The sequence below is a fragment of the Vibrio sp. 10N.286.48.B8 genome (genome assembly GCF_003050085.1).
Taxonomy (GTDB): domain Bacteria; phylum Pseudomonadota; class Gammaproteobacteria; order Enterobacterales; family Vibrionaceae; genus Vibrio; species Vibrio crassostreae.
Map to the genome: position 1 here is coordinate 1 of NZ_PIGD01000023.1, position 25459 is coordinate 25459.

Below are 25459 nucleotides of genomic sequence, written 5' to 3' on the forward strand. Positions count from 1 at the left end.
TTGGGGAGCTACCATCGTAAATCCCCGAGCTTATTAATACATTGCCCTGTAAGTAACTTACGCTGCTAGACCCATTGTTGACTTGGCCTGCAAAAGTACTTGCTACAAAATCAAGCTTATCCACAGCATTGGAATCTTGTTCATATTCGACTTGAGCGTCACTACTGATTATATCTCCAGCTTCAATGAGTACTTTGCCACCACCACTAACGTCGTAAAGGTTACCGAACAATGGTTCTTCGAGAATTTTGACATCAACCGGAGTACCAGCAGCATCATCTTCAATGTCGCCCACGTTATCTTGACTGCCCGATTGACCACCATCAAACGTAAAGAATGCTTCATCTTGGTTGTCTAAGGTTACTGAGAAGTCGGTGGCTGTAGGTCTGTTGTCATCGTTTTCGATGGTGCCCGTCGCGGTCTTATCACCAACGGTCAGCGTGAACGTTTCATCGCTTTCCAGAACCGTATCTTCCGCACCCGCTACCGTTACCGTGAAGCTCGCCGTATTCGCTGGGACGGTGATCAGGCCTGTGACCGCATCGTACGTCACGCCGTTGCTGAACGACACTGTGCCGTAGTCGGTGTTATCCGTTTCGTTATCCGTCAGGCTGAACGCGTACGTTTGTGCCGTGTCGGCCGTATTGCTTAGGGTCACGTCGAACGCCAGTGCGTCGCCTTCTTCCTCGCTCACATCCGCGATGTCATTGATCGTCGGCGAAGGCACCACACCAACATTGACCGTCAATGTATCTGTACCGCCTTGGCCGTCAGAAACGACTACTGTGAAGCTATCGCTACCGTTGTAATCAGCATTTGGTGTGTAGGTCCAGTTTCCGTTTTCATCAACGGTCACTGAGCCATTAGATGGTTCGCTGCCTTTTGAGAAGCTTAGTGAGTCATTGTCATCATCTGATGCAGAAAGAGAACCACTGACTGGCGTATCTTCGTCAGTCGTGACTACAACACTGTCACCCAGTGGGTCGCCATTGCTATCAACAAGCGTTGGGGTGTCATTAACTGGTGTCACACCAACATTGACCGTCAATGTATCTGTACCGCCTTGGCCGTCAGAAACGACTACTGTGAAGCTATCGCTGCCGTTGTAATTTTCGTCCGGCGTGTATGTCCAATTACCATTTTCATCGACAACTACAGAGCCATTTGACGGTTCTGTCCCTTTTGTGAATGTTAGCGAGTCGCCGTCTGCATCTGTCGCGTTTAATGTTCCGCTTACTGGGGTATCTTCATCTGTAGTTACAGAAACATCTTCACCGACAGGTAGGTCATTAATTGGAGTAACACCGATATTAACGGTTATTGTATCTGTGCCGCCTTGGCCGTCAGAGACTTCTACCGTATAGCTGTCATTACCGTTGTAATTTTCATTTGGGGTATAAGTCCAATCGCCATTTTCATCGATAACGACAGTACCGTTTGAAGGTTCTGTCGATTTACTGAATGACAGAGAATCACCATCTTCATCTGAAGCCGACAAAGTGCCACTGACTGGCGTATCTTCATCTGTCGTAAATGATACTGTGTCACCAATAGCGTCACTATTTGAATCGACAAACAGTGGGTTAGTATTAGGTTGAGCTGCGGCAGGCTCAATGAGTGAACGATAAGCATCAAGTAAGCTTAAACTTTGAGTTCGAGATAAGCCCAATGATTCGAAACCCGTAGTAACGAACTCTGTACCAGGAATAGTTTCTTCACCATCACGTTCAATAGTTCCGCTAGAAGCCAAACTTGAACCGTTTTGACCTGCTGCCGTTGCGAACTCCTCACCTAGCTCGGTCGGGTCTTGACCTTCTTCTAATGCGGCAAAGATATTCGCGATATCTTGGTCGAGCTCAATTTCGCCTTCTTCTGATGAGAAGCGTTTTGCCGATACCTGAGGTTCATTGGACCCGTTCTGAGATTCAAGAACGACATCCCCTGCTTGTAGTGGTTGGCCTTCTTCTAAGACTTTAATCGTACCATCTACCGAGATAACAATGCGCTGGCCAAGTGCTAATGCACCACCCAAATTCAATGTTGTCATGTCCATATAAACCCCTAAAAAAGCATTTCTTGTCATTAACGTCAAAATAGTGACATTATATTTATAATATTAGTTAAAATATAACACTTAAAGTCATATAATTCCTAGTTATGAATCTAGTATTTAACAACTCGAGTGACAAGCTAATGACGGTGATCACATCGCATAACAATCTTAGTGCTCACACCAGCAATATAAGTTATTGTGTTTGCGGAAAATAATAGATTTAAAAACGTAAGATTGACGCGTATAAAAACACCATAAAACGCACGTTGATCGGTTAACATTTTGACAACCATTTGCGAACGCCAGCTTAGCGATCGTAATTTTTTTGGCGGTTCATCTAAATTTCGTATATAACAGCACAAACTCAAGACTTAGATGCGAGCTAACTTTAGGGAGATGCACATTGAATAGGCTTCAAAAGACAACATTAGGGTTAGCTATAAGTATGAGCTTACCGACGACAGCACAAACCCTAGAGCAAGCCGTTGCGTTCACTTTAGAAAGTAATCCTGAAATCAAAAGTGCTTATAATGAATATGTCAGTAAGCGATATCTGAATGATGCTTCTGGCGGTGCTTATCGTCCAAGTATAGACTTGGATGGAGGTATTGGTTACGAGCATACCGATCTAGCAACTAACTCAAGCACGACCGATCTGACTCGGAAAGAAGCGACAATTACGTTAACCCAACTAATATGGGATGGCGCGAATACATCAAATGATATCGATCGTACCGCGGCTGATGCAGAATCTGTGCGCTATCAATTGCTATCAAATGCACAGGACATCGCTTTAGAAGTCACAAAGGTCTATCTTGATGCAGTGAAAGCCTATGAAGTGCTGTCACTGTCAGAAAACAACCTCGCGACACACAAAAAAATATACAGTGATATCCGCAAACGTGTTGAATCAGGCATTGGATCAACCGCAGATATGTCACAAGTAGAGGCACGTATTGCGAAGGCACACGGGAACTTACTTGCTGCGCAAAATAATCTTTTTGATACCCATACTCAATTTAAAAGGCTTGTAGGCCAATCTCCGTTAGGATTAACCTTCCCTCGTGCAGATGCTGGCGCAATTCCTTATACCGTCGATGGCGCACTAGCGAAAGCGTTTAATCAGCACCCAGTTATTAAGATTGCACAAGCGGATGTGGATTCAGCGAAATTTCAGTACAAACAATCTAAAAGCACCAACTACCCGACGGTTTCTTTTGAAGCGGCTCAAACCTGGCGTGATGATGCCGGTGGTACTAAAGGTAGTAGCGATGAGTTCTCAGCAATGGTTCGTTTGAGATATAACCTCTATAACGGAGGCTCAGATCAAGATCGTGCTGAAAGTGCCGCTTACCAACTCAATAAAGCAAAAGACCTACGTGAGAGCACTTACCGCAATGTAGAAGAGAGCCTGCGTCTTTCATGGAGCGCTCTGGATTTGACCGTTCAGCAAAAAGAGTTCCTATCTGACCACGTAGACTCGGCATCAGACACGGTTATCTCATATGAGAAACAATACCGCATCGGTAAACGTACCCTTCTCGACTTGCTTAACACTGAGAATGAATTGTTCGAAGCTCGTAAAGGGTATTTGGATGCCAAGTACGACGAACAATACGCGAAATACCGAGTAATGAACGCAACAGGAAACTTGTTGACCGGACTACGCGTCGAAACCCCTCAAGAATGGAATGAAAAGGTAGAATACTAATGAAGCTGATAAAGACTGTATTTCCGCTTTGTATCATGGTTGTCTCTGCCAATGTTTTAGCTGAAACAAGCGATGAAGAATTTGAATATCGAGCTCTTCCTGAGATCACACAAATTTATGATCTCGAAGATGATGATAATGATGGAGTAATCAATGCTAGAGATCTATGTCCCGATACGCAAATGGGTGCTGAGATAGATAACGACGGTTGTGGTTCATATTTCGAATCTTCAGAAAAGAAAGAGCTCCACATACTCTTTGCTAATAACTCTACGGAGATCAACCCGGTTTTCTTAGGGCAGATACGCCAAATGGCTGCGTTTTTGAAGCGTTACGAGAGTACATCGATTGAATTGCAAGGTTATGCCAGCAAAGTAGGTAACGCAGCACACAACCTAAAGCTTTCAAAAGAACGTGCATCGCATGTCAGACGTGCGCTGATCAGCAACGGTATTCAGCCATCTAGAGTCAACATTGTCGGTCATGGTGATTCTGAATTCAGCAGTGATGATACCCAAATCAATCACGCACTACATCGAAAGGTTGTCGCTTCCGTTGTTGGATTTAAGGGTAATATCAAAGAAGAATGGCACATTTTCACCAAAATTAAAAAGTAAGCTCTCCCCTGCTTTTACCATACTGAAACGTTATCTTAAGTTAACGTTTCAGTATGGTGATAATTCCTTGAATAGCATATACCTAAGCCGTCTATAATGTTAATCTTGCCACGTTATCAACATAGAGAATTAATCCATGAGCAAACTAACAGCTGATACTCAAGCAAATCTAGAACTTTTCGTTTCTGAAACACAGGAAACTAAACTGGTATGGGGCCTTCGCAACGAAGAAGGTTGGCTAGCATGTGACTCAAGTGAATTCGAAAACAGCGAAGTGATGCCGTTCTGGTCTTCAAAAGAAGATGCTCAGACTCACAACGTTGAAGAGTGGGCTGACTTCGAAGTATTAGAAATTCCACTAGATATCTTTGTAGAAGATTGGTTACTAACTCTTGCTGAAGACGGCGTTCTTGTTGGTACTAACTGGAATGCAACATTAGAAGGCAAAGAACTTGAGCCTTCTGACCTAGCGAAATTATACATCTAATTTCTGATATCGGTCGCGCGAATCGTGCGACCGATATACCTCTGATTAGTATCAACAAATTAGAGACCTACCTCGCATAACCTTATAGCTATAGAATTCAAAATTTGAAGCAATATCAAACTAATAATAGAATATCGTTCTTTATCTGATTGATAGTCTCTTGTGATTCACTCCTTTTTTGTTACCTTTCTGCTATTCATTAGCTTTTGTTCTTATAGCCAAGTATTACCGTCAGATCGTGACCAAAACTCATCAATCTATGCTTCCCATTTAAGCCCTACTCCTAATGCTGATTGGAACGCGCTTTATCTTTCTACTTTAAACCACTCTCCTGAGCGCGCATTAAACATGTTGCAAACACGCTATATCGGGTCAATGAGTTACGGAGATAAGCTTTACCTTGCGTCTCTTCTCTATAAATACATGAGCCACCGAGATCAGCCGTTCTACGGAATCGCTTCAAACGACAGTGACTACCAAGCGATAGAAGCAGCGTTTATTTCTGCTCTTATGAAAGACGGCAAAGGCCAATATGAGGAAGCACAACAAGGCTTTTTAACACTTTTGGCGAAAATGCAATCTCGCAGCGATTTAGCTGGAAAAGCATTGCTAAAGTACCAGCTATGCCGATCACTTAACGAGCAAGCTAAATATCATCAAGCTAACTATTACTGTTCTGCGCTTCAATCAGATTTATATAACATCGCTGACCCAGTATTGCCAAAGTTTGGAACTTATCGAGTCATTGCAAACAATCACCATTTTAGAAGTGACTATCAAGCAGCACTAGATACCTACCTATCACTGATAAATGTCTTCCCACAAGGACATGATATTTCGGGAGTTTACAACGATGTAGGTAACTTGCTCAAAGAATTAAAGCAATATGAAAAATCGGCTGAGTATCTACAGGAAGCTCTAACTCTCAGAGAAAACGCTTCAGATTTAATGAAAGCACAAGTGCATCACAGCCTTGCGGATCTCAACCTTAACCAAGAGCAAAGTGACCTAGCAATTCACCACTTTCAGACAGCAAGAACACTACTGAGCTCGTCATCACATAGCTACGGTATCGCACTAACAAGTCTTGGCTTAGGAAAAGCATACACTCAAACGAAAGATTATGATTTGGCGAGAACCTACTTGGTCGAATCTCTATCGGCTTCGAGCGAACTGAGCAATGATGTCATTCGTATCAATGCTTACTTGGCTATCAGCGATATGTTTGAAGAACAAAAATTGCCAACGGAAGCGCTCAACTATGCTCAACAAGCGCTAGGATTAGCGGAACAAGTCGCAAGGCATAAATACATAGCGCAGTCACTTCTACAGCTTTCTGATATTAATCAATCACTCAACGATTACCAACAAGCTTTCTATTTTTACCAGCGATACTCATCAATACAAATGGAAGCTAGAGACATCGACAATCGACTCGCACTCGAAGCCCTCGGCCTGACGCATGCCAAATATGAGCAGGAACTTGAGAACTCTTTCCTGACACATCAGACGAAACTCGACCGCGTTCAAATTGAAAAAATGGAACATCAAAGATGGATGTACAACATCGTTGTTATTCTGTTGCTTTGTGCTGCAAGCTTTACGGTATTGGTAAACAAAACGGTTCGCGCAAAAGCCGCAATTGATGGCTTAACGAAAGCATATAGCCGAACTGAGATAATTCGAAGAATCAAAAGAGTGAAACGCTGTAAAGGGATGGAAAAACAGCATGTGCTCGTGCTGCTCGATCTAGATAAGTTTAAGAAGATTAATGATGAGCATGGGCACCCTACCGGTGATCGAGCACTGATCCATATTAGTGAGAAAATTAGAAAACACTTAGTAAATGGTGAATTGTTTGGTCGCTTAGGGGGAGAAGAATTTGTCATCATGCTAACCGATACCACACCAGCAGAGGTACGAGAACGCGTTGAAGAGTTACACTACGCCATTTCCAGCACTGTCTTCTTATCAGAAAGCAAAAAGTCACTTAATGTGACCGCGAGTTTTGCTTATCTAGCAACCTCAAACGCATTAAGTGACTTTGATGACTTGTATTCAGTGCTTGACCAAGCGCTCTATCAAGCCAAAAGCAACGGCCGAAACTGCATTATTGATGCCTATAACGAGCCGATTGATTTACCTGAGATTATTTATTCTCAGCCTGTTTGCGAACCAACTCAGCCATAATGCTTTCGCGATCACCTAGGTAATCGTTAAGGCCAACTTTACGTAGTTCACATGCCGGGCAATCGCCACAGCCATCACCAACAATGCCGTTGTAACAAGTCAGTGTTTTGTTTCTAACAAGCTCAAGTGCTGAGTACTGGTCTGCTAGCGCCCATGTCTCAGCCTTGTTTAACCACATTAGCGGTGTTTTGATATCAAGCTGCTTATCCATACCTTGTACAAGTGCAGAGTTCATCGCCTTCACAAAGTCATTACGGCAGTCAGGGTAACCAGAAAAATCTGTTTCACACACACCTGTAATCACGGTTTCAGCACCGATTTGGTAAGCGTAAATACCCGCTAGTGTTAGAAATAGAATATTACGACCAGGAACAAAAGAGTTTGGTAGTCCATTCTCTTGCAACTCATGAGACACAGGAATATCGTCGCGAGTCAGAGAGCTGATAGCAAGTTCATTCAACAGAGTCACATCCATCACTTTGTGCGCTTTAACACCAAGTTCTTTCGACAATGACTCAGCAACTTCAATTTCGAGTCTATGGCGCTGACCATAATCAAACGTAATCGCATGAACTTCATCATACTCTTTTAATGCTTGAACAAGACACGTTGTTGAGTCTTGACCACCACTGAATACTACAACTGCTTTTTTCATCTTAAATCCTTACGAAAAACTTCTACTAGCGACTTATCTTGCCCAGTAAAAATACAACCTATGCGATGCTCAAATATTTGTGAGTTTGTATTGATAAGCGCCAATTGCGCTCAATGCAGGTATCAATACAAAGTTGAGTAGCGCGGTCTTTTTGGCTAATTGGTTGCAGAGCGATAACAGTGTCGCTGGGAACCGCAGCTCGATCCAATAAACCGTCAAGTTGTTCGATATCTTTGCTTGTGCCTACTGGATGCTTAATTTCGTTAGCACGTTGTAAGGCGCTATCTAAGATTTCCAGTTTCGCTTTCATCGCCACCTTCGGTGACACCGTAACCCAAGTGTCAGGTGTGGCTTTTACTTCTGATGTTCCGCTAGTCTCAATCTGACAGCGACAACCGTGCTGCTCAAATGCTTCAGTAAGAGGAACAAGATCATAAATGCATGGCTCACCACCAGTAATCACAATGTGCTTCGCAGTGTAACCTTGCTTGATATATTCATTCACGATTCCTTGAGCATCGATTGCTGACCAAGTTGGTGAATCTTCTGTCTTAACCATAATATCGCCAAGGCTGGTCTCATCTTCTGGCAACGCTTCCCAGGTCTGTTTGGTATCACACCAAGAACAGCCCACTGGGCAAATTTGCAGACGAACAAAAACAGCGGGAACGCCAGTAAACACGCCCTCACCCTGAATGGTTTCAAACATTTCATTAATCTTGTACAACTTTCCCTCAGCTCAATCATCAGATGAAATTAATCAACCGCAGACCTTAAAGCACTTCCCCCTTTTGGTCAAACAAATGAGTACCGATAAATGAGTTGATCAAAGCCCTAGCCTGAAGTTTCAAGTTCCCTTATCCTTTCGCCCATTAGATTTCGTTAGCTTTTAATTTTTTAGTAAGGAACAACATGTACAAACTGATTGCTCTTGATATGGATGGCACATTACTCAACAGTGAAAAAGTGATTTCTCAAGAGAACAAAGACGCGATCGCCAAAGCTCGTGCTGCTGGTGTGAAGGTCGTTCTGGCTTCTGGTCGCCCTTTGGAAGGCATGCAAAGCAAATTAGATGAGCTTTCAATTAACGGCGAAGATGACTTTGTGCTCTTCTACAACGGCTCTATGGTTCAGAACGTATCGACAAAAGAGGTCATTCACAGTGAGATCAGCAATGGTAAAGCCGCAAAAGAGATTGCAGCCCTCGCTGAACAGCTTGGTGGTTATGTTCATGCTTTCAGCAAGGTTCATGGTTTAATCACACCTGAGAACAACGAGTACACGGGTATTGAAGCGCGTATTAATGGCTTAGATATTACCGAGTTCGACTTTTCTCAATTAGAAGATGACCACGAAATCATCAAGACCATGATTGTCGCTGAACCCAGCAAGCTAACTGAAATCATCAGCAAGTTGCCACAAGAGCTCAAGACTCAGTTTACTATCGTGCAAAGTGCACCATTCTTCTTAGAGTTCCTAAACCCAAACTCAAACAAGGGTGTCGGTATCGAAGCCATTGCGAAACACTTAGGCATTAAAGCGGAAGAAGTAATCTGCATGGGTGACGCTGAAAACGATCACCATATGCTTGAATACGCTGGCCTTGGTATTGCAATGGACAACGCGATGGATGAAACCAAGAAAATCGCCGATCACATTACCGCGAGTAACGACGACCATGGCGTAGCCGTAGCAATTGAAAAGTTTATCTTCAACTCATAATCATTCGATTCTGTAAAATTAATACTAAAAAGGCTGTGCACTGCACAGCCTTCTCTTTTTTAAATGAGTCGTTTTACTTAATTTCTAGCCCAAGGCAGACGAAATGCCACCACACCAAACAGAATCAATATTGGGAAACGTAACGTTTCAATAATAAATGAAGCAATACCACTGAAAGAGACAAAACTTCCTGCCCAGCTAATCAGCAGATTTCCCGCTAACAGCATCGCCATCACTCCAACCACGATCTTGAATGAGAACTGACCGACCAAAGGTTTCGAGTCTGTTAACGTCACTAGGCATGCAATCGTCATCAAAATAGCCACCCAGAATGAGAATGTAGGCAGTGGCCATATCACCGTGAGAACAATCGACAATAAGCATAATGCCCACCACACGCCCTTAGAACTCAATAAAACACTAATATCAACATCTGGTTTTGCATCTAACCTCACGATGTGCCACGTCGTTAAGGCACCTAAGACGCCCCCCATTAATACATCACTAAAGAACGCACTGCCTGAATACGACTTAAACAGCATGATCCAAAGTAAGCCAGCAAGCACAATCAATATTGATTGTTTTTCTAAGAGACGCTTTATTTTCCAAAAGACTAACAAGGTTAAGCTCACCCATAAAGCAGCCAGTAAACTTGGAAAACTATAGCCACTGCTCATTACCAACTTCAATGTTGGCAAGTAGGCATGCGGGCGTGGAAAACCAAAACCTTGATGTGCGATTAAAGTCAGCAGTGTCACCGAAATCAAAGTGAAGCCAAACTTCAACGCGAAGTTACGACCAAAATGCCACGCAATTAGCGGCAATATCACGATGAAAACCCAAGGCTTCGCTAACAAGTCAGTCAAAAGTACAGTATTCACGAACACGCTCGGCATTCTATCGAACGCGTTTTGAAGTGAAACAATCCAGCTCAATTCAACTTGATGAACTTTCGGCGCCGCGCCCACCAGCTCAGTCACATAAGTCACCGGTTGATCTGTAGCAGATAAAAACAACTCGTTAATCTCTGACCATTGCTCTGGATAACGGTATTGGTTAGCTTGCAACTCAGTTGGCGGTAATAACATCGCACGACTTACTTCTACTCCGTAATGAGGTGCGAACCAAATCGGTAACTCAAAACCACCTAGCTCATTTCGAGCTTGATAGCTGATCACTTCAGAATCAGAGACACAATCAAACACAACGGCGCTATCGGTGTAACCCAGTACATCACCAACCGTTACCGACAAACCCGCCTCTTCCCACGTTTCACGTTGCGCCGCGACGGCTGGCGGCTCACCTGAAACCACAGTGCCTCCCGGTAGAGACAATTGACCTGTGATCAACTCATCAACCAACACTATTTGGTTATCAGCTCGTACTACACACAAAGCGCCCGCGATATGATCGGGCAAAGTGTTGTTTGCCCAAACGGAAGTAGTACTCAAAAGAGACAGTATGAAAACTAATAAATATCGAATAACCAACGAGTTTACCTAAAAAAATAATAGAAGAAATTTGAGACTGCTAATGCATCACGCCTAGTGTAATCAAAGCCGCACAAAATCGCTGTCTACGTTTTGCGCAAAGCCTTCCTCATCCATTGAATGTGAGGTGTGAACCCCATTTTTTGATAGAAGTCCTTGGCAGGTGAATTAAAGTCCCACACTTCTACAAAGACTTGTTCAACCCCGTAATCATCAAAAGTACTTTCAACCTTGTTAAACAACTTTTCAGCAATTGATTCTTTTCGATAATCAGGTAAGACAAACAGTTCATCGACACTCCCCATCGACACTGGTTTACTCACTGTTGAGATAAGCTCACAAAAATGCCCAGAGATAAAGCCAACAATGAGCTCACCTTTAAGTGCCACATAAACCAAGCATTCAGGATCGTCCAAGTATCGTGCAATGCTTTTTTCCTGCTCAATCTCTTCTGCCGTTTTAAAGTGCTCTGGGCTAGCAATGTGGTGGTGATGATGTAGATCGAACATTAACTCGTTAAGTTGTTCCAAATCCGTGTATTTTGCAGCCCTTAAAGTGACGTTCATGACTATTGCGCTTCTCAAACCAAATTAATATCTAAACTGAGTCTAGTTTACTTGCCGTGAGTATCTATACAAGTTATTGAATTAATTCATTGTTTGAAGTGCGTATTTTAGATACAAAAACGGCCACATTGCGTGGCCATTCTGTGTGAATCATTTTGAATTAAGCGAATATCGAAGCTGTGGTTTTTGCTGCAGCTGTCGCTTTATGCACCGTTATCTTCTTTATCTTCTTTATCTTCTTTATCTTCTTTATCTTCTTTATCTTCTTTGAGATCAGCAAGCTGTTGTTCTAGTTCAATAAGCTTAATTTCAGCCTCAACTTCAGCAACTCGCTTTTCTGCATCTGTGCGATTGTCTTGCGCTAGGCCATCGGCAGTAACTTGGGTTCGTTGTGCGTTTCTTGCATCGTCCGTATCTTTCATTGAACCAGCAACACCACCGGTCACACCGCCTAATGCAGCACCCTTCACGGCTAAACTCGCATCTCCAGTTAGAGCGCCTGCTGTTGCTCCTAACAAAGCACCACCTACAGCACCACGATTACGTGCAGCATTCTCATTTTCGTTATCCATTGCTGGTGATGCGCAACCAGAAATAGTCACAATCAGTGTCGCTAAAAGAAAAGGTTTAGTGAATTTCATAGGAGTCTCGCTTAGTTCTTCGTTTGGAGTAAAGCCATCTTAAGCAGGTCCGTTAATGAGATAAATAAAGCCACGTTTAGACGATACATCATGTGCAGCTATGTATTATCCAGCCATCGTATAACTACTTAATGATACCTATCTTGAGATCGTTTTATCCTCACCAACAAAAAGGCGACCAATAAGGTCGCCTCAATCGCTCGTTCTCTATAATTCTTGTCTTTCAGATGTCGCTCTTAGTCTTTGGACCAAAAGTTTTGCATATTTTCTGCACTAGGTGGCGGTCTTACACCGCAGTCTCGATAGTGGTGTTTATCACCAATCCCAAGGACCTTGCCACTTTCCTCATCGATCATAGCAGCCACTTTTACCCCGTCTCCCACATGGCGAGTCAACACGACCATTTCACCGGCTCTTTCAGACCTTACCGCCCCCAAGATTTGATATTCGTAGCGGCCTTTCCTTGAATTAACGATCATCTTCGAGTTAATCGGGTCGGCTTCATACCCCACGCCAATATCAAAAACCGCTTGATAGAGATCGACGCCAGTTTTGGACACACACTTAAATACCTTGGGGTGACTCAAGGGTTCTAACAACGCTCTGCTCGCTTCATCCTTTGAAATACTGGCACTAGCAGCGCCACTAACCAGTAAAGCAATCAACAAAAAGTAAGATCGCATAAAAAAGACCTCAATATGTGGGGTTCATAATGAGGTCATAGTAAACGCAATGGATAAACGGATGAATAAAGTAGAGTTTAGGTAAACCATCACGCTGGCTTATGTATTAATATACGAGCCGACGATCAAATTACCCAAACAGCTAAGCCTATTTGCCGAGCTTTTCAGCAATTTCCGTTAAGCTAGTCGGATCATCAATCGTCGAAGGCACCACGTACTGCTCACCTTCAGCGATCTGCCGGATGGTTCTGCGTAAAATCTTACCGGAGCGTGTCTTGGGAAGTCTCTCAACAACCAAGGCTTGCTTAAAACAGGCTACCGCGCCAATCTCATTACGAACTTTACCAACCAACTCCGCTTGTAACTCAGTGCCATCGACTTTTACGCCATCTTTCAGCACAACTAAACCAAGAGGTAGCTGCCCTTTTAAGTCATCATGAACCCCGACTACCGCGCACTCTGCAATAGCTGGGTGACCGCCAACGATCTCTTCCATTTCACCGGTAGAAAGACGATGCCCCGCTACGTTTATCACATCGTCAATACGCCCCATGATAAACAGATAACCATCTTCATCAAGGTAGCCGCCATCACCCGAAACATAATAGCCCGGGAATTGGCTCAGATAGCCAGACTCAAATCGATCATGATTACGCCAAACCGTTGGTAGACAGCCAGGTGGCAACGGGCGTTTAAGAGCCACAAATCCTTGTTGATTAGGTTGGGCGACTTCACCGAGTTCATTGAGAATCTCCACTTGGTAACCCGGAACAGGTTTAGTGGAAGAGCCCGCTTTCACTGGTAAAGATTCTAACCCTGTTGGATTGGCTGAAATGGCCCAACCTGTTTCTGTTTGCCACCAGTGGTCGATAACCGGTTTATTGGTGTGAGATTCTACCCAATCCAACGTTGGCGGGTCTAAACGCTCACCGGCCATGAAAATCGACTTGAGCGATGTTAAGTCATACTTGGTAAGTAACTCGCCTTCGGGATCTTCTTTCTTAATGGCCCTAAATGCGGTTGGCGCAGAAAACAATACATCGACTTTGTATTCTTCACACACACGCCAAAACGCACCGGGATCGGGTGTTCGTACTGGCTTGCCTTCAAACAGAATCGTAGTACAACCATGAATCAATGGCGCATACACAATATAGGAATGCCCAACGACCCAACCGACATCAGAAGCTGCCCAAAACACACCGTCTTGTGGCATATCGTAGATAGTGCTCATCGAGTATTTCATCGCAACCGCATGACCACCATTATCACGCACCACACCTTTTGGCTTACCCGTAGTGCCTGACGTGTAAAGAATATACAAAGGATCGGTTGCCAAAACAGGAACGCAACTGTGCGGCAATGCATCGTTAACCGCTTGCTGCCAAAGTACATCGCGTTCATTGCTCAATTCAGCTAAAGCTTGCTCTCTTTGAAATACGACGACTTTCTCAGGCTTCCAACGACTGTCCATGATCGCGCGATCGACCATAGGCTTATATGGCAAGACTTTATTTATCTCGACACCGCAAGAGGCAGTAATCAACACCTTGGGCTCGGCATCTTCAATTCGAACGGCAAGCTCATGAGGGGCAAAACCACCAAACACCACCGAATGCACCGCGCCTAGTCGAGCACAAGCCAGCATGGCCATTGCCGCTTCAGGAATCATTGGCATGTAGATCACCACACGATCGCCTTTGGTAACGCCTTGCGTGGCTAACATACCTGCGACTTTAGCCACTTGGTCACGCAATTGATTGTAAGTGTACGAGGATTGAGTTCCTGTAACTGGAGAGTCGTAAATCAGTGCGGTATTGCCACCTCTCCCATTTTCACAATGATAATCCAGCGCCAGCCAGCAGGTGTTCATCACCCCATCAGGAAACCAGCGTTCAATGCCATTCTCATCAGTTTGTAATATCGTTTTTGGTGGTTCAAACCAATCTATCGCTTGTGATTGTGTTTCCCAAAACGAATTTGGGTCTTCCCTAGCCCATTGATACTCGGTTATATAGTCTGTTTTTCTGTTCATTCGATTCGTAGCAGACATAGTGCCTCCTCCATGATTTATCCATTTCTCCAAGTGCCTAGCCTTTGGCTGTAGCACTTGATAGCACTCTTTTCTCAGCGTTGTGTTCGTGAACATTTAACCGTTCACGACAATCGCTTTACTTAGGAAAAGGCACACGGATGGCACCTTCCATGATCACTCGGGCACTACGACTCATAATCGCCCTCTCAATTTTCCATCCACTTTCTGTCTCTAGCGCTTTAGCACCTACCTTCAATGTTCCTGATGGGTGCCCAAAAGTCACAAAGTCACGAGAGCCTCCTCCCGCCGCTAAATTCACTAGCGTGCCCGGAACACTCGCAGCTGAAGCAATCGCAACCGCAGCTGTGCCCATCATAGCGTGATGCAATTGCCCCATAGACAGAGCGCGTACCAGCAGGTCTGTCTCATCCACACTAACTGACTTGCCACTTGAAGCTTGATAGTCTTGAGGCTTAGCAACAAACGCAACCTTGGGAGTGTGTTGGCGTGATTCAGCATGTTCTAACGACTCAATAAGCCCCATCGCAACTGCGCCATGTGCTCGTATAGACTCGAACAGTGCCAAGGCTTTTGGATCGCTGTTGATATCGGATTGAAGCTCTGTTCCTAGATATCCGACCGATTCAGCATCAACAAAAATGGTTGGAATTCCTGCATTAATATAAGTCACTTTAATGCAACCTAACTCCGGGACATCTAAAAAATCGACAACATTCCCTGTCGGAAACATCGACCCACTCGCGTCAGCTGGATCTAGAAAATCGACCTGAATTTCAGCAGCGGGGAAAGTGACACCATCGAGCTCAAAATCTCCCAACTCTTGGACTTCACCATCCACTATAGGCACATGAACAATAATGGTTTTCTCTATGTTCACTTGCCATACTCGCACTTCGACCACTCCGTTTTCCGGAATACGACTTGAATCGACCAAACCACTGTGTATAGCAAACGGACCAATCGCCGCAGACAAATTACCGCAGTTACCGCTCCAATCGACAAATGGCTTGTCTATTGCCACTTGACCAAAGAGGTAGTCAACATCGTGATCGATTTTCTCACTCTTCGACACGATGACGGTTTTACTAGTACTGGAGGTCGCGCCTCCCATACCATCAGTTTGCTTGCCATAAGGATCTGGGCTACCAATCACACGCAGAAGAAACTCGTCTCTCGCAGGCCCCGCAACTTGCGCCGCTTCGGGTAAGTCATTCAAGCAGAAGAAAACACCTTTGCTGGTTCCTCCACGCATATAAGTTGCTGGGACTTTTATCTGTTTAATGTTCATCACAGGCTCCTATTGCGCGAGAAAGTCTTTGGCAAAGCGTTGTAATACGCCACCAGCGCTATACACACTTACTTCGTCTGCCGTATCCAATCTACAGGTCACTGGCACATCAAGCTTTTCTCCGCTTTTACGAGTGATCACTAAAGCCAAATCAGAACCCGCCTGGATGTCGCCATACACATCGTACAGTTCGGTCCCATCCAACTCTAAGGTGCTGCGATTGATTCCCGCTTTGAATTGCAAAGGCAAAACGCCCATACCTACTAAGTTAGTTCTGTGGATTCGCTCAAAGCCTTCAGCAACAATCACTTCAACACCCGCTAATCGGACGCCTTTAGCCGCCCAGTCGCGTGATGAACCTTGTCCATAGTCTGCGCCAGCCACAACAATCAAAGGTTGTTTACGGTTCATGTAGGTTTCTATCGCTTCCCACATTCGGGTAACCTGCCCTTCGGGCTCAACTCGCGCTAATGAACCTTGGACCACGGTTCCTGACTCTGTGACCATTTCATTGAACAATTTAGGGTTTGCAAAGGTCGCTCTTTGTGCTGTTAGATGGTCGCCTCGGTGAGTCGCGTAAGAGTTAAAGTCCTCTTCTGGTACTTCCATTTTGGCAAGGTATTCACCTGCCGCACTTGATGCAAGAATCGCATTTGATGGCGATAGGTGATCCGTAGTGATGTTGTCACCTAAAATTGCTAAAGGCCTCATGCCAGATAGGCTTCGTTCACCTGCGAGTGCCCCTTCCCAATAAGGCGGTCTACGAATATAGGTACTTTGAGGTCGCCAGTTATAAAGCGGTTCAGTCGTTACCGGCTCCCCATCTGGCTGGAACATTTTCACGTAGATTTGTTGGAATTGCTGAGGCTTAACATGCTCACCGACAACCGCATCGATCTCCGCATCACTCGGCCACAAGTCACTTAAATAGATTGGTTTACCATTGTTGTCAGTGCCTAAGCTGTCTTTCTCGATATCAAAGCGAATCGTACCCGCTAAGGCATAAGCAACCACCAATGGCGGTGAGGCTAGAAAGGCTTGTTTTGCATAAGGATGGATTCGACCATCAAAATTTCGATTGCCCGATAACACCGCAGTGGAATAGAGATCGCGCTCAATGATCTCTTGTTGAATTTGAGGATCCAACGCTCCACTCATACCGTTACACGTCGTACACGCATAACCGACAATGCCGAAACCCAACTGTTCCAGTTCTGGAAGTAAACCTGCTGACTCTAAATAGAGCTTGGCAACCTTAGATCCTGGAGCAAATGACGTTTTCACCCAAGGCTTACGAACCAAACCAAGTTGATTGGCCCTTTTTGCCACTAGTCCTGCTGCTACCACGTTTCTTGGGTTACTGGTATTAGTGCAAGAGGTAATCGCGGCGATAATTACCGCGCCATCTGGCATTTGCTCGTCGCTATATTGTTCCGCGTGTTGCGCTTTCCAAGAAGCTTGGCTGATACCTTGCTGAGCAAGCTCACTGGTTGGTAAACGGCGATGTGGGTTCGAAGGTCCTGCGAGGTTTCGCTCAACTTTCGACAAATCAAACTCCAATACACGCTCATATTGAGCCGAATCGAGATCATCCGCCCAGAGTCCGGTTTGCTTTGCGTAAAGCTCAACTAACTCTACTTGCTCAGGATCACGACCTGTCAGCTTAAGATATTGAATGGTCTGCTCATCGATGTAGAACATACCTGCCGTCGCGCCGTATTCAGGTGTCATGTTTGAGATAGTCGCACGATCACCAATGGTCAGTGCACGAGCACCTTCACCGAAGAATTCCAAGTAGCTTGAAACCACTCTTTCATTGCGAAGAAACTCAGTAATAGCAAGCACAATATCGGTTGCGGTAATGCCTTCTTGTCTCTGACCAGTCAGTTTAACGCCCACAATATCTGGCAAACGCATCATTGACGGACGACCGAGCATTACCGTCTCGGCTTCCAAACCACCGACACCAATCGCAATAACGCCCAGCGCATCAACGTGAGGAGTGTGACTATCGGTACCAACACAGGTATCTGGGAACGCAATACCTTGTTTAGATTGAATAACCGGAGACATTTTCTCCAAGTTAATCTGGTGCATAATTCCGTTACCCGCGGGAATCACACTGACGTTTTTAAATGCCGTTTTACACCATTCAATGAAATGAAAACGATCTTCGTTTCGGCGCTCCTCTATTGCACGGTTTTTATCAAACGCTTCGCTATCAAATCCTGCATGCTCGACAGCTAAAGAGTGATCCACAATCAGTTGAGTTTCGACCACAGGGTTTACTTTGGCTGGATCCCCACCTTGGTCGGCAATTGCATCTCGTAAGCCCGCTAAATCTACCAAAGCGGTTTGACCCAGAATGTCATGACACACGACACGCGCAGGATACCAAGGAAAGTCTAAGTCGCGCTTACGCTCGAGGATTTGTTTCAAGCTATCTTCAAGAGCAACTGGATCACAGCGTCTTACCAATTGCTCCGCCAGCACTCTCGACGTATAAGGCAAGGTTTTATAGCTGCCCGGAGATATCGCGTCTACCGCTTCACGGGCGTCGAAATATTCCAAGCCAGTTCCCGGTAGAGCCTTTCTGTATTGGCTTTTTTCAACGCCTGTATTTTGATCAGGGCTCGGGGTTTTCTCAATTTTCACATCAGACATACATCCACCATTATCTAAAATTCTATTCATTGGTTCTCAAGGACAACTCGATATATGAGTCGCCTTGAGACAGAAGGATTAACGTAGATGAATAGGTAGCCAGTCTTGGTGCTCTGGCCCTGTGTAGTCTGCACTTGGACGAATGATGCGGTTGTTTTCTCTTTGCTCGAACACATGCGCCGTCCAACCGGTAAGGCGACTCATCACAAAGATAGGCGTAAACAATTTGGTTGGGATATCCATGAAGTGATAGGCAGAAGCATGGAAGAAATCCGCATTACAGAACAAGCCTTTCTCACGCTTCATGACCGCTTCAACGCGTTCAGAGACTGCGTAAAGCTGCTCGTCGCCAACTTCTTGCGCTAGCTCTTTTGACCAACGTTTAATTAGCGCGTTGCGTGGGTCACTCTCACGATAAATGGCGTGACCGAAGCCCATGATTTTGTCTTTATTAGCAAGCATCTTCATGATGTTCGCTTCAGCTTCATCGGCGGTTTCCCAATCTTGGATCATTTCCATTGCCGCTTCATTCGCACCGCCATGCAGTGGGCCTCTTAGTGTGCCAATTGCTGCTGTCACACACGAATGGATATCCGACAGTGTTGATGCACAAACCCGAGCCGCAAAAGTAGAGGCATTAAACTCATGCTCTGCATAAAGTGTTAGCGAACAGTGCATCACCTTCTTATGCAGTTCACTCGGCGCTTTGTCCGTTAGCATCTTCAAGAAGTAACCACCCAAGCATGCTTCGCTTTGGTCCTGTGTATCAATACGCACTCCATCATGACTGAAGCGATACCAATAGCAGATAATGGCAGGGAAAAGCGCAAGCATACGCTCTGTTGCTGATAGTTGCTCCGAAAAGTCAGATTCTTGCTCTAAGTTACCCAACATTGAGCAGCCTGTTCTCATTACATCCATAGGGTGAGCGTCAGCAGGAATAAGCTCTAAAGCTTCTTTCAACGGTTGAGGCAAGCCACGTAAACCAATCAACAATGTTTTGTAGTCATCTAACTCTTTTTCGCTGGGTAAATGACCTGTTAATAGCAAGTGCGCTACTTCTTCAAATTGAGCATGATTCGCAAGGTCGGTTATGTCATAGCCACGGTAAGTTAAACCCGTTCCTGACTTGCCAACCGTACATAGCGCCGTCGAGCCCGCGCTTTGCCCTCGTAGGCCAGCACCACCAATCGCTGGTGCTGCACTTGCTTGTTGGTTTACCGCTGAAACATTATCGACAGTTGCTTTATCACTCAAAGATACAGACATGATGAACTCCTTCTCTGGGTTAGCCGCCCTGCACTCTTTGGTGCTGACTATTAATATTCAGTGACCGCGACTATCTCACTCGATTTCACGGACCCGATGTGGCTGACTAACCATTCACGTTATTGGATTAAGTTGATGTTTTAATATTTGAAACTGGTTTTATTCTTCACTCGAAAACAATTGATCCAGCTTGTTCTCGTAGTCGTGGTAATTGAGGTGTTCGTAAAGCTCTTTACGGGTTTGCATTGAATCCAACAGCGCTTCTTGATTGCCTTCAACTAACAAGTGTTTGTAAACATTCTCTGCCGCTTTGTTCATCGCGCGGAATGCACTGAGTGGATAAAGCACCATGTCGACATGAGATTGCGCCAGTTCTTTGCAGTTGTAGAGTGGGGTTTGTCCAAACTCGGTAATGTTAGCCAAGATTGGCACATGCTTACCTGTTGCTGATTTCAGCGCCGCCGAGAACTTCACGTATTGGTCGAGCTGATTCATCGCTTCGGGGAAAATCATGTCCGCACCCGCTTCGACACACGCAATCGCACGTTCAATTGCACTATCTATCCCTTCAACCGCCAGAGCATCGGTTCGAGCCATGATCACAAAGCTCTCATCAGTTCTTGCATCGGTTGCCGCTTTTACTCGATCGACCATTTCCTGTTGGCTAACAATCGCTTTGTTTGGTCGATGACCACAGCGTTTCTGTGCCACTTGATCTTCCATATGAATAGCAGCAGCGCCCGCTTTTTCCATCGCTCGAATAGTTCGTGCGATATTGAACGCTCCACCAAATCCCGTATCGATATCCACCAGCAAAGGTAAATCACACGCGTTGGTAATGCGTTCCACATCCACTAACACATCGTTCAATGTGGTAATACCCAGATCAGGTAAACCGTAAGACGCATTGGCGATACCTCCACCAGACAAGTAGATAGCCTGATGACCCAAGTTCTTTGCCATCATTGCGCAATACGGATTCACCGTACCGACGATCTGCAGTGGATCATTGTCTTGCACAGCTTGGCGGAACTTCGCTCCTGCTGATAACTTCATAATGACGCTCCCTGTTAAATGTTTATTTGTCAGTTTTTTTAATCCATATCTTTGGATTGAATTTGTTGCTCGATAAGCAGACGACTACCAGAGATATGTCGTCGCATCAGCATTTCTGCTAGCTCTTCATCACGGTTACGAATTGCTTGTAGGATATATTTATGTTCATCAAGCGCCTCTTTTGGCCGAGACTGTGCTCTTGGCGATTGATAGCGATACATTCGCAGTAAGTGGTAAAGCTCATCACACAATAAAGAAATGAGTTTGCTGTTACGGCTGGCTTTAATGATTCGATAATGGAAGTCGAAATCGCCGTGTTGATGAAAGTAGGAAGAACCCTCGACTTCATCGATATGTTGGGAATGTGTCGACAATAATTCTTCAAGCCCGATAAGCTCATCTTGTGTGATGTGTCTTGCTGCTAGCCTTGCAGCCATGCCTTCTAGAGCCTCTCGAACCGCGTAAAGCTCAAGTAACTTGTCAGCAGAAAAAGTAATCACTCGGGCGCCAACATGTGGGATTCGCTCGATGAGCCCGAGCCCTTCGACACGCATAATCGCTTCACGCAAAGGACCACGACTGACCTCAAAGCGTTTAGCTAACTCGGGTTCCGAGATCTTGCTACCAGGCGCTAACTCGCCGTTAACTATCGCTTCAACCAAGTATTCCGTCAGGCTTTCTGACTTGGTATTTTCTTTTTCACCAATACGCGGTCTTGTATTGGCACTTAAGGTAAGATCTTTGATCGCGGTATTCATATTCACGCTGCCCACTTCTCATTGCCGACCTTAATTGTCAACAATTTCATAACATGAATATAAAATACACGATCAAATTGTCGACAATCAAGCAGATTGTCGACAATTTAGACTAAGGTATGACACTAAAAAGCTCAACAAGGTGGTGTAGGATTGGTGAATAGTCGTTAGCAGAGCTTAATCGCGTATTACGAGGTAAGTGAGGGGGTTGATACGAAACATCACCTCTTGGGCAGTTACTGTTTTACTCGTACTTTGATTACAGGCATTTACAGGCGACTCATGTTTATCAGGTTACTGGCACGTATTGTGGACTACGAGAACGCGATACCAACGTTGGGAACTCAAATATTCCGCCCTTGATAAGTACGATGTGTTGGCTAAAGTAATTCACGGCACTACGACTCACATCTCGGGTTCGCGTTTTCATTACGATGTCAGATGCCGTGAAAAACAGTTCTTCAAAATGAGGATCGGTTTTATGTTCGGTAAAGTCCTCTACCTCAGAATCATATAAACAGTACTCGAAAACATTTTTGTGCCTCTCAACGACATGCGCTTCAGAAGTAAACAACACCCCATCACCGCTATTCGAAAAAGAGTAAGACATGATGGAAAAGTGCTCATCAGTAAAATTGGTCGAGCTTAATGTCTTTAATTTGAGCCCGTTCTTTCTTTCAACGTACTGTTTATAGTTGTAGACAAAGCTTAAGTTGTGACGATTCTGATGCGTATAATGCCTAATAAAAGAAAAAAGCATAAAAACTAAACTTAACAGAAAGAAAAAGTGATACTTATTAAAACTTTTCAAGGATATTTTTAATTTTTTCATTTTGAGAGTGAACTGAGATTATATAGTTATTGGCATAAGAGTTTTGCGAAGTTTCTTCTAACGCATATGCGAAGTAAACCTTCTTACCATCAACTTGATAAAATAGCGTCATATTAGTATTCAATTGATTAATAAGATTCAATAATGACTTCGGTGCAGTATGATCCCTTAAAGTGATCAGGTTGATATTATTACCTGTACGACTCTCCAAGACCTGTAAATGGTAATCAGATGATATAAAAGAATCTTTCATATATGGGGAGATTTGGGACAAACCTGAGTAAGCAAAATCCTGGTACAAAAAGTAACCACCAACAGCAAAATTTAAACTAATAAAGAACGTTAATATAGGTTTGGCCTTACTGGATATCTTGCTTGTAATCTCCTGATATATGGGCTCTTTCTTTTCATGTTCTGGCTCTTCAGAGTCCAGGCTTATCAGTGTGTTATCGATAAATACATTCAGTTTCGTGTTTATGCTGTAGCCAACACCGCGGAATGCCGTAATTTCAACGTTCGCTTCTAGATCATAAAAGGCCTTTCTCAAAAGCGAAATACTTCGCTTTATCGACCCCTCAGTCACCACCTTGTTCTTCCAAACTGTATCTAATATGGTCGACTTTTCGACCATTTCTCCTTGCTTCCCCAATAGAAGAATAGCTAATTTAAACTCGTTATTATTGAGCAGTAATTCCTTTTCTCGATAAGTTATTTTATTTTTCCCACTATCAAATTCTACATTCATTGATAGAAAAGCCCCATTAAAGCATTAAGATTCATAAGATCACATTGATTGTAACAACAAATCAATTATACCCAGTAAGCAACTTGATAGACACACTCGTCCAATCAGAATTGAAATGAATCCTAGAAAGGATTCAATTACCCCATATCACTACGCAAAAATAGAGGAAAAAAGTTTACTATTTCACCTAATATTTCTTTGGTTTACCAAGAAAATAAAAAAGCCACAGTTTTATACATAAGCTGTGGCTTTTTGATTGATACCTAACCATTTAACTAACAAATAATTTAGAATAATAGTGGTCAGGGTTCTGGGTTATGCTTGTGTATTAAGGTTACAAAGCCATCACTTGGTTTACTTGTTCACATAAGCTGGCATTAAGCGTGTTGTCCCAATCATTTTCCGTAACAAACTCACCGTTAGTGTTAAAGACCGTCACATTGTCTTTTTCTAAAGCGTATGGTGTGAATGTCGAGGTTTGTAACCACTGTGACATAAGATCATCTTTAACAGACTTATCCTTATTAGAAAATTCAGCAGGTCCAGATACTGCATTCACCTCATTACCGAAAATAAAAGAAAGCTCTGCACCATGACATGAGCTCTCAGATGGCTTACACGTTTTGGCAAAGCTCTCTACGTAGTAGTCGGGCCACAGGCTAAAGTCAGGTTGATAGTTGAACTTGTATAGCGCCGCATTCGAACCACCTGCAGCCAAGTTTTGCGCAACCTGTTGAGATGAACAAGCAAACAGCACTTGATTCATTAGTTTGCGGGCATTGGCTTTACGCTTTGCTGCGGTACTGTTCCAGAAGCTTAATTTGAACTCTGGAATCTCACGTAGCATAGAACCCTTATCTGCACCGAAAAACAGATCGATCAGTGAATTATAACTGCCTGGTAAATCAAGAAGCGCATCAAACGGCGCAACAAAGATATTCGACTCATCTTGGTTGAAACCCAGTGTCACATCAACACCATTTACCGATTTCAATTCACTCGGCTGATACGGGACGGTCTGACCATCAACATAGGGTGCCCAAGACAACAGACCCGCTGTTTTAGGGGTAATGCTGGTCAAACTGTTCAGTTGCGTTGCCGCCGCTTTCATTTGAACTTGGACATCCACGATCTCTTCAAAAGGCACGCTAGAAATGTCTTTGTTCTTTCCAAGCTTATCTTGAACAACACCCGCTACCCATTTCGCTGACTCCGCATCTTTGTACTTAACGCCATATGGGTTACTTTCCATGATGGCACGTTGGTACAGGTGAGAGTTTTGTTGCTCATCCATTAATTGGATGCCAATCGACATCGCACCTGCACTTTCGCCAAACAGAGTAATGTTGTCGGCATCGCCACCAAAACTATCAATATTGGCATGAATCCACTGCAACGCCGCCTTCTGGTCTTGGATACCGTAGTTACCAGAGTGTTGTTCACTGTAGTAGCTACCAAAAATACCCAAGCGGTAATTCATGCTAACTAGAATAAAGGGGGTGCCCTCATCTGCATTTTTAGCAACAAGCTTCGCGCCATCAAACTGCTTGACCGTACTAGAGCCAAGCTCAAATGCACCGCCATGAATGAACACATAAACGGGCAGCTTTTCATCTTGATCAACACCTGATGGGCGCCAAACGTTCGCATTTAAACAGTCTTCACTTTGTGTTTCTTGTACTACGCCATTCGCTTCCATTGTGTGAGGTATTTGCGGGCAGATATCCCCTGCAGAAGTCACATTATAATGAACGCCAGCTTCAAAGTGATTGAGCTTGGGTGCCTGAAAGCGTTCTGCTGAAGCGTACTTTACGCCCATAAACGCATCGACCTGTGATGAATAGCCCACCGGCGAATGTGCTACCCCCTGCAGTGTCGCCCCTTCAATATCCACGCTTGGTGCTGCAATAGCTTGATTACTTAACGCTAGAATGGCGCTTGCAATCGAGATTGATAACGTATTTTTCATCGGTTTA

General features: G+C 44.3%; 21 protein-coding genes. 5 read left to right on the forward strand and 16 right to left on the reverse strand.

Translation table 11 applies throughout. The annotated features are described in order from the left end of the window. Window positions 1-2053, reverse strand: a 2053-nt coding sequence (locus tag CWO08_RS20400; RefSeq protein ID WP_181360058.1) for an Ig-like domain-containing protein, incomplete at its 3' end; no start/stop codon positions are given. A 403-nt stretch (window positions 2054-2456) separates the two neighbouring features. On the opposite strand from CWO08_RS20400, the gene CWO08_RS20405 reads away from it, so the two are divergent. From CWO08_RS20405 to CWO08_RS20420, 4 genes are all read left to right on the forward strand, one after another. Further along, window positions 2457-3764: a TolC family outer membrane protein gene (locus CWO08_RS20405; RefSeq protein WP_080967393.1), complete on the forward strand. Its 1308-nt coding sequence runs from the start codon at window positions 2457-2459 to the stop codon at window positions 3762-3764. After that, a complete protein-coding gene (locus CWO08_RS20410; protein WP_048659436.1) occupies window positions 3764-4381 on the forward strand; it encodes an OmpA family protein in 618 nt (205 codons plus the stop codon). The genes CWO08_RS20405 and CWO08_RS20410 overlap by 1 nt, the downstream gene beginning before the upstream one ends. A 136-nt stretch (window positions 4382-4517) precedes the next feature. Then, the gene (locus CWO08_RS20415; RefSeq protein WP_017062305.1) at window positions 4518-4868 is read left to right on the forward strand and encodes a DUF2750 domain-containing protein; all 351 of its coding nucleotides are present in this window, start codon (window positions 4518-4520) and stop codon (window positions 4866-4868) included. 162 nt (window positions 4869-5030) lie between these two features. Next, the gene (locus tag CWO08_RS20420; protein ID WP_108020986.1) at window positions 5031-7058 is read left to right on the forward strand and encodes a diguanylate cyclase; all 2028 of its coding nucleotides are present in this window, start codon (window positions 5031-5033) and stop codon (window positions 7056-7058) included. Here CWO08_RS20420 and queC read toward each other — a convergent pair. Further along, complete coding sequence (queC, locus tag CWO08_RS20425; RefSeq protein ID WP_017063822.1) at window positions 7018-7713, reverse strand: 7-cyano-7-deazaguanine synthase QueC; 696 nt, start codon at window positions 7711-7713, stop codon at window positions 7018-7020. The two genes, CWO08_RS20420 and queC, sit on opposite strands and share 41 nt — an antisense overlap. A gap of 58 nt (window positions 7714-7771) precedes the next feature. Further along, window positions 7772-8440, reverse strand: coding sequence for a 7-carboxy-7-deazaguanine synthase QueE (gene queE, locus CWO08_RS20430; protein ID WP_307862871.1), 669 nt, complete (start codon window positions 8438-8440; stop codon window positions 7772-7774). A gap of 185 nt (window positions 8441-8625) precedes the next feature. Here queE and CWO08_RS20435 point away from each other — a divergent pair, with 185 nt between their 5' ends. Next, complete coding sequence (locus tag CWO08_RS20435) at window positions 8626-9435, forward strand: Cof-type HAD-IIB family hydrolase (protein ID WP_107899516.1); 810 nt, start codon at window positions 8626-8628, stop codon at window positions 9433-9435. A gap of 77 nt (window positions 9436-9512) precedes the next feature. Here the strand turns inward: CWO08_RS20435 and CWO08_RS20440 are convergent, their stop codons facing one another. The 13 genes from CWO08_RS20440 to CWO08_RS20500 form a co-directional block, all read right to left on the reverse strand. Further along, a complete protein-coding gene (locus CWO08_RS20440; RefSeq protein ID WP_108020987.1) occupies window positions 9513-10925 on the reverse strand; it encodes an NUDIX domain-containing protein in 1413 nt (470 codons plus the stop codon). 86 nt (window positions 10926-11011) lie between these two features. Next, window positions 11012-11491 (reverse strand): GNAT family N-acetyltransferase, encoded by a 480-nt coding sequence (locus CWO08_RS20445; RefSeq protein ID WP_108020988.1) that lies wholly within the window; start codon window positions 11489-11491, stop codon window positions 11012-11014. 203 nt (window positions 11492-11694) lie between these two features. Then, window positions 11695-12132 (reverse strand): glycine zipper domain-containing protein, encoded by a 438-nt coding sequence (locus tag CWO08_RS20450; protein WP_108020989.1) that lies wholly within the window; start codon window positions 12130-12132, stop codon window positions 11695-11697. 236 nt (window positions 12133-12368) lie between these two features. Continuing rightward, window positions 12369-12815, reverse strand: coding sequence for a hypothetical protein (locus tag CWO08_RS20455; protein WP_108020990.1), 447 nt, complete (start codon window positions 12813-12815; stop codon window positions 12369-12371). Window positions 12816-12963: 148 nt separating this feature from the next. After that, window positions 12964-14868 carry a propionyl-CoA synthetase gene (locus tag CWO08_RS20460; RefSeq protein WP_108020991.1) on the reverse strand — a complete coding sequence of 635 codons (1905 nt, stop codon included), beginning with the start codon at window positions 14866-14868 and terminating at the stop codon, window positions 12964-12966. A 118-nt stretch (window positions 14869-14986) separates the two neighbouring features. Beyond that, a complete protein-coding gene (gene prpF / locus CWO08_RS20465; protein ID WP_108020992.1) occupies window positions 14987-16159 on the reverse strand; it encodes a 2-methylaconitate cis-trans isomerase PrpF in 1173 nt (390 codons plus the stop codon). A gap of 9 nt (window positions 16160-16168) precedes the next feature. Continuing rightward, a complete protein-coding gene (acnD, locus tag CWO08_RS20470) occupies window positions 16169-18823 on the reverse strand; it encodes a Fe/S-dependent 2-methylisocitrate dehydratase AcnD (RefSeq protein WP_108020993.1) in 2655 nt (884 codons plus the stop codon). 78 nt (window positions 18824-18901) lie between these two features. After that, window positions 18902-20092 (reverse strand): 2-methylcitrate synthase, encoded by a 1191-nt coding sequence (prpC, locus tag CWO08_RS20475; protein ID WP_108020994.1) that lies wholly within the window; start codon window positions 20090-20092, stop codon window positions 18902-18904. 159 nt (window positions 20093-20251) lie between these two features. Continuing rightward, window positions 20252-21148, reverse strand: a complete 897-nt coding sequence (prpB, locus tag CWO08_RS20480; protein WP_061033476.1) for a methylisocitrate lyase — start codon at window positions 21146-21148, stop codon at window positions 20252-20254. 38 nt (window positions 21149-21186) lie between these two features. After that, complete coding sequence (locus CWO08_RS20485) at window positions 21187-21906, reverse strand: GntR family transcriptional regulator (protein WP_108020995.1); 720 nt, start codon at window positions 21904-21906, stop codon at window positions 21187-21189. 289 nt (window positions 21907-22195) lie between these two features. Further along, complete coding sequence (locus tag CWO08_RS20490; RefSeq protein ID WP_241904754.1) at window positions 22196-22516, reverse strand: hypothetical protein; 321 nt, start codon at window positions 22514-22516, stop codon at window positions 22196-22198. Window positions 22517-22703: 187 nt separating this feature from the next. Next, on the reverse strand, window positions 22704-23483 hold the full coding sequence (locus CWO08_RS20495) for a winged helix-turn-helix domain-containing protein (protein ID WP_017107116.1): 780 nt from the start codon (window positions 23481-23483) through the stop codon (window positions 22704-22706). A gap of 334 nt (window positions 23484-23817) precedes the next feature. Further along, window positions 23818-25452, reverse strand: a complete 1635-nt coding sequence (locus CWO08_RS20500; RefSeq protein ID WP_108020996.1) for a carboxylesterase family protein — start codon at window positions 25450-25452, stop codon at window positions 23818-23820. Window positions 25453-25459 lie beyond the last annotated feature (7 nt).

Coding starts and splice junctions, on each gene's coding strand:
- CWO08_RS20410 (WP_048659436.1), top strand. CDS start 3,764: ATGAAGCTGATAAAGACTGTATTTCCGCTTTGTATCATGGTTGTCTCT.
- CWO08_RS20415 (WP_017062305.1), top strand. CDS start 4,518: ATGAGCAAACTAACAGCTGATACTCAAGCAAATCTAGAACTTTTCGTT.
- queC (WP_017063822.1), bottom strand. CDS start 7,713: ATGAAAAAAGCAGTTGTAGTATTCAGTGGTGGTCAAGACTCAACAACG.
- CWO08_RS20435 (WP_107899516.1), top strand. CDS start 8,626: ATGTACAAACTGATTGCTCTTGATATGGATGGCACATTACTCAACAGT.
- CWO08_RS20445 (WP_108020988.1), bottom strand. CDS start 11,491: ATGAACGTCACTTTAAGGGCTGCAAAATACACGGATTTGGAACAACTT.
- CWO08_RS20450 (WP_108020989.1), bottom strand. CDS start 12,132: ATGAAATTCACTAAACCTTTTCTTTTAGCGACACTGATTGTGACTATT.
- CWO08_RS20455 (WP_108020990.1), bottom strand. CDS start 12,815: ATGCGATCTTACTTTTTGTTGATTGCTTTACTGGTTAGTGGCGCTGCT.
- CWO08_RS20460 (WP_108020991.1), bottom strand. CDS start 14,868: ATGTCTGCTACGAATCGAATGAACAGAAAAACAGACTATATAACCGAG.
- prpF (WP_108020992.1), bottom strand. CDS start 16,159: ATGAACATTAAACAGATAAAAGTCCCAGCAACTTATATGCGTGGAGGA.
- acnD (WP_108020993.1), bottom strand. CDS start 18,823: ATGTCTGATGTGAAAATTGAGAAAACCCCGAGCCCTGATCAAAATACA.
- prpC (WP_108020994.1), bottom strand. CDS start 20,092: ATGTCTGTATCTTTGAGTGATAAAGCAACTGTCGATAATGTTTCAGCG.
- prpB (WP_061033476.1), bottom strand. CDS start 21,148: ATGAAGTTATCAGCAGGAGCGAAGTTCCGCCAAGCTGTGCAAGACAAT.
- CWO08_RS20485 (WP_108020995.1), bottom strand. CDS start 21,906: ATGAATACCGCGATCAAAGATCTTACCTTAAGTGCCAATACAAGACCG.
- CWO08_RS20490 (WP_241904754.1), bottom strand. CDS start 22,516: ATGTCTTACTCTTTTTCGAATAGCGGTGATGGGGTGTTGTTTACTTCT.
- CWO08_RS20495 (WP_017107116.1), bottom strand. CDS start 23,483: ATGAATGTAGAATTTGATAGTGGGAAAAATAAAATAACTTATCGAGAA.
- CWO08_RS20500 (WP_108020996.1), bottom strand. CDS start 25,452: ATGAAAAATACGTTATCAATCTCGATTGCAAGCGCCATTCTAGCGTTA.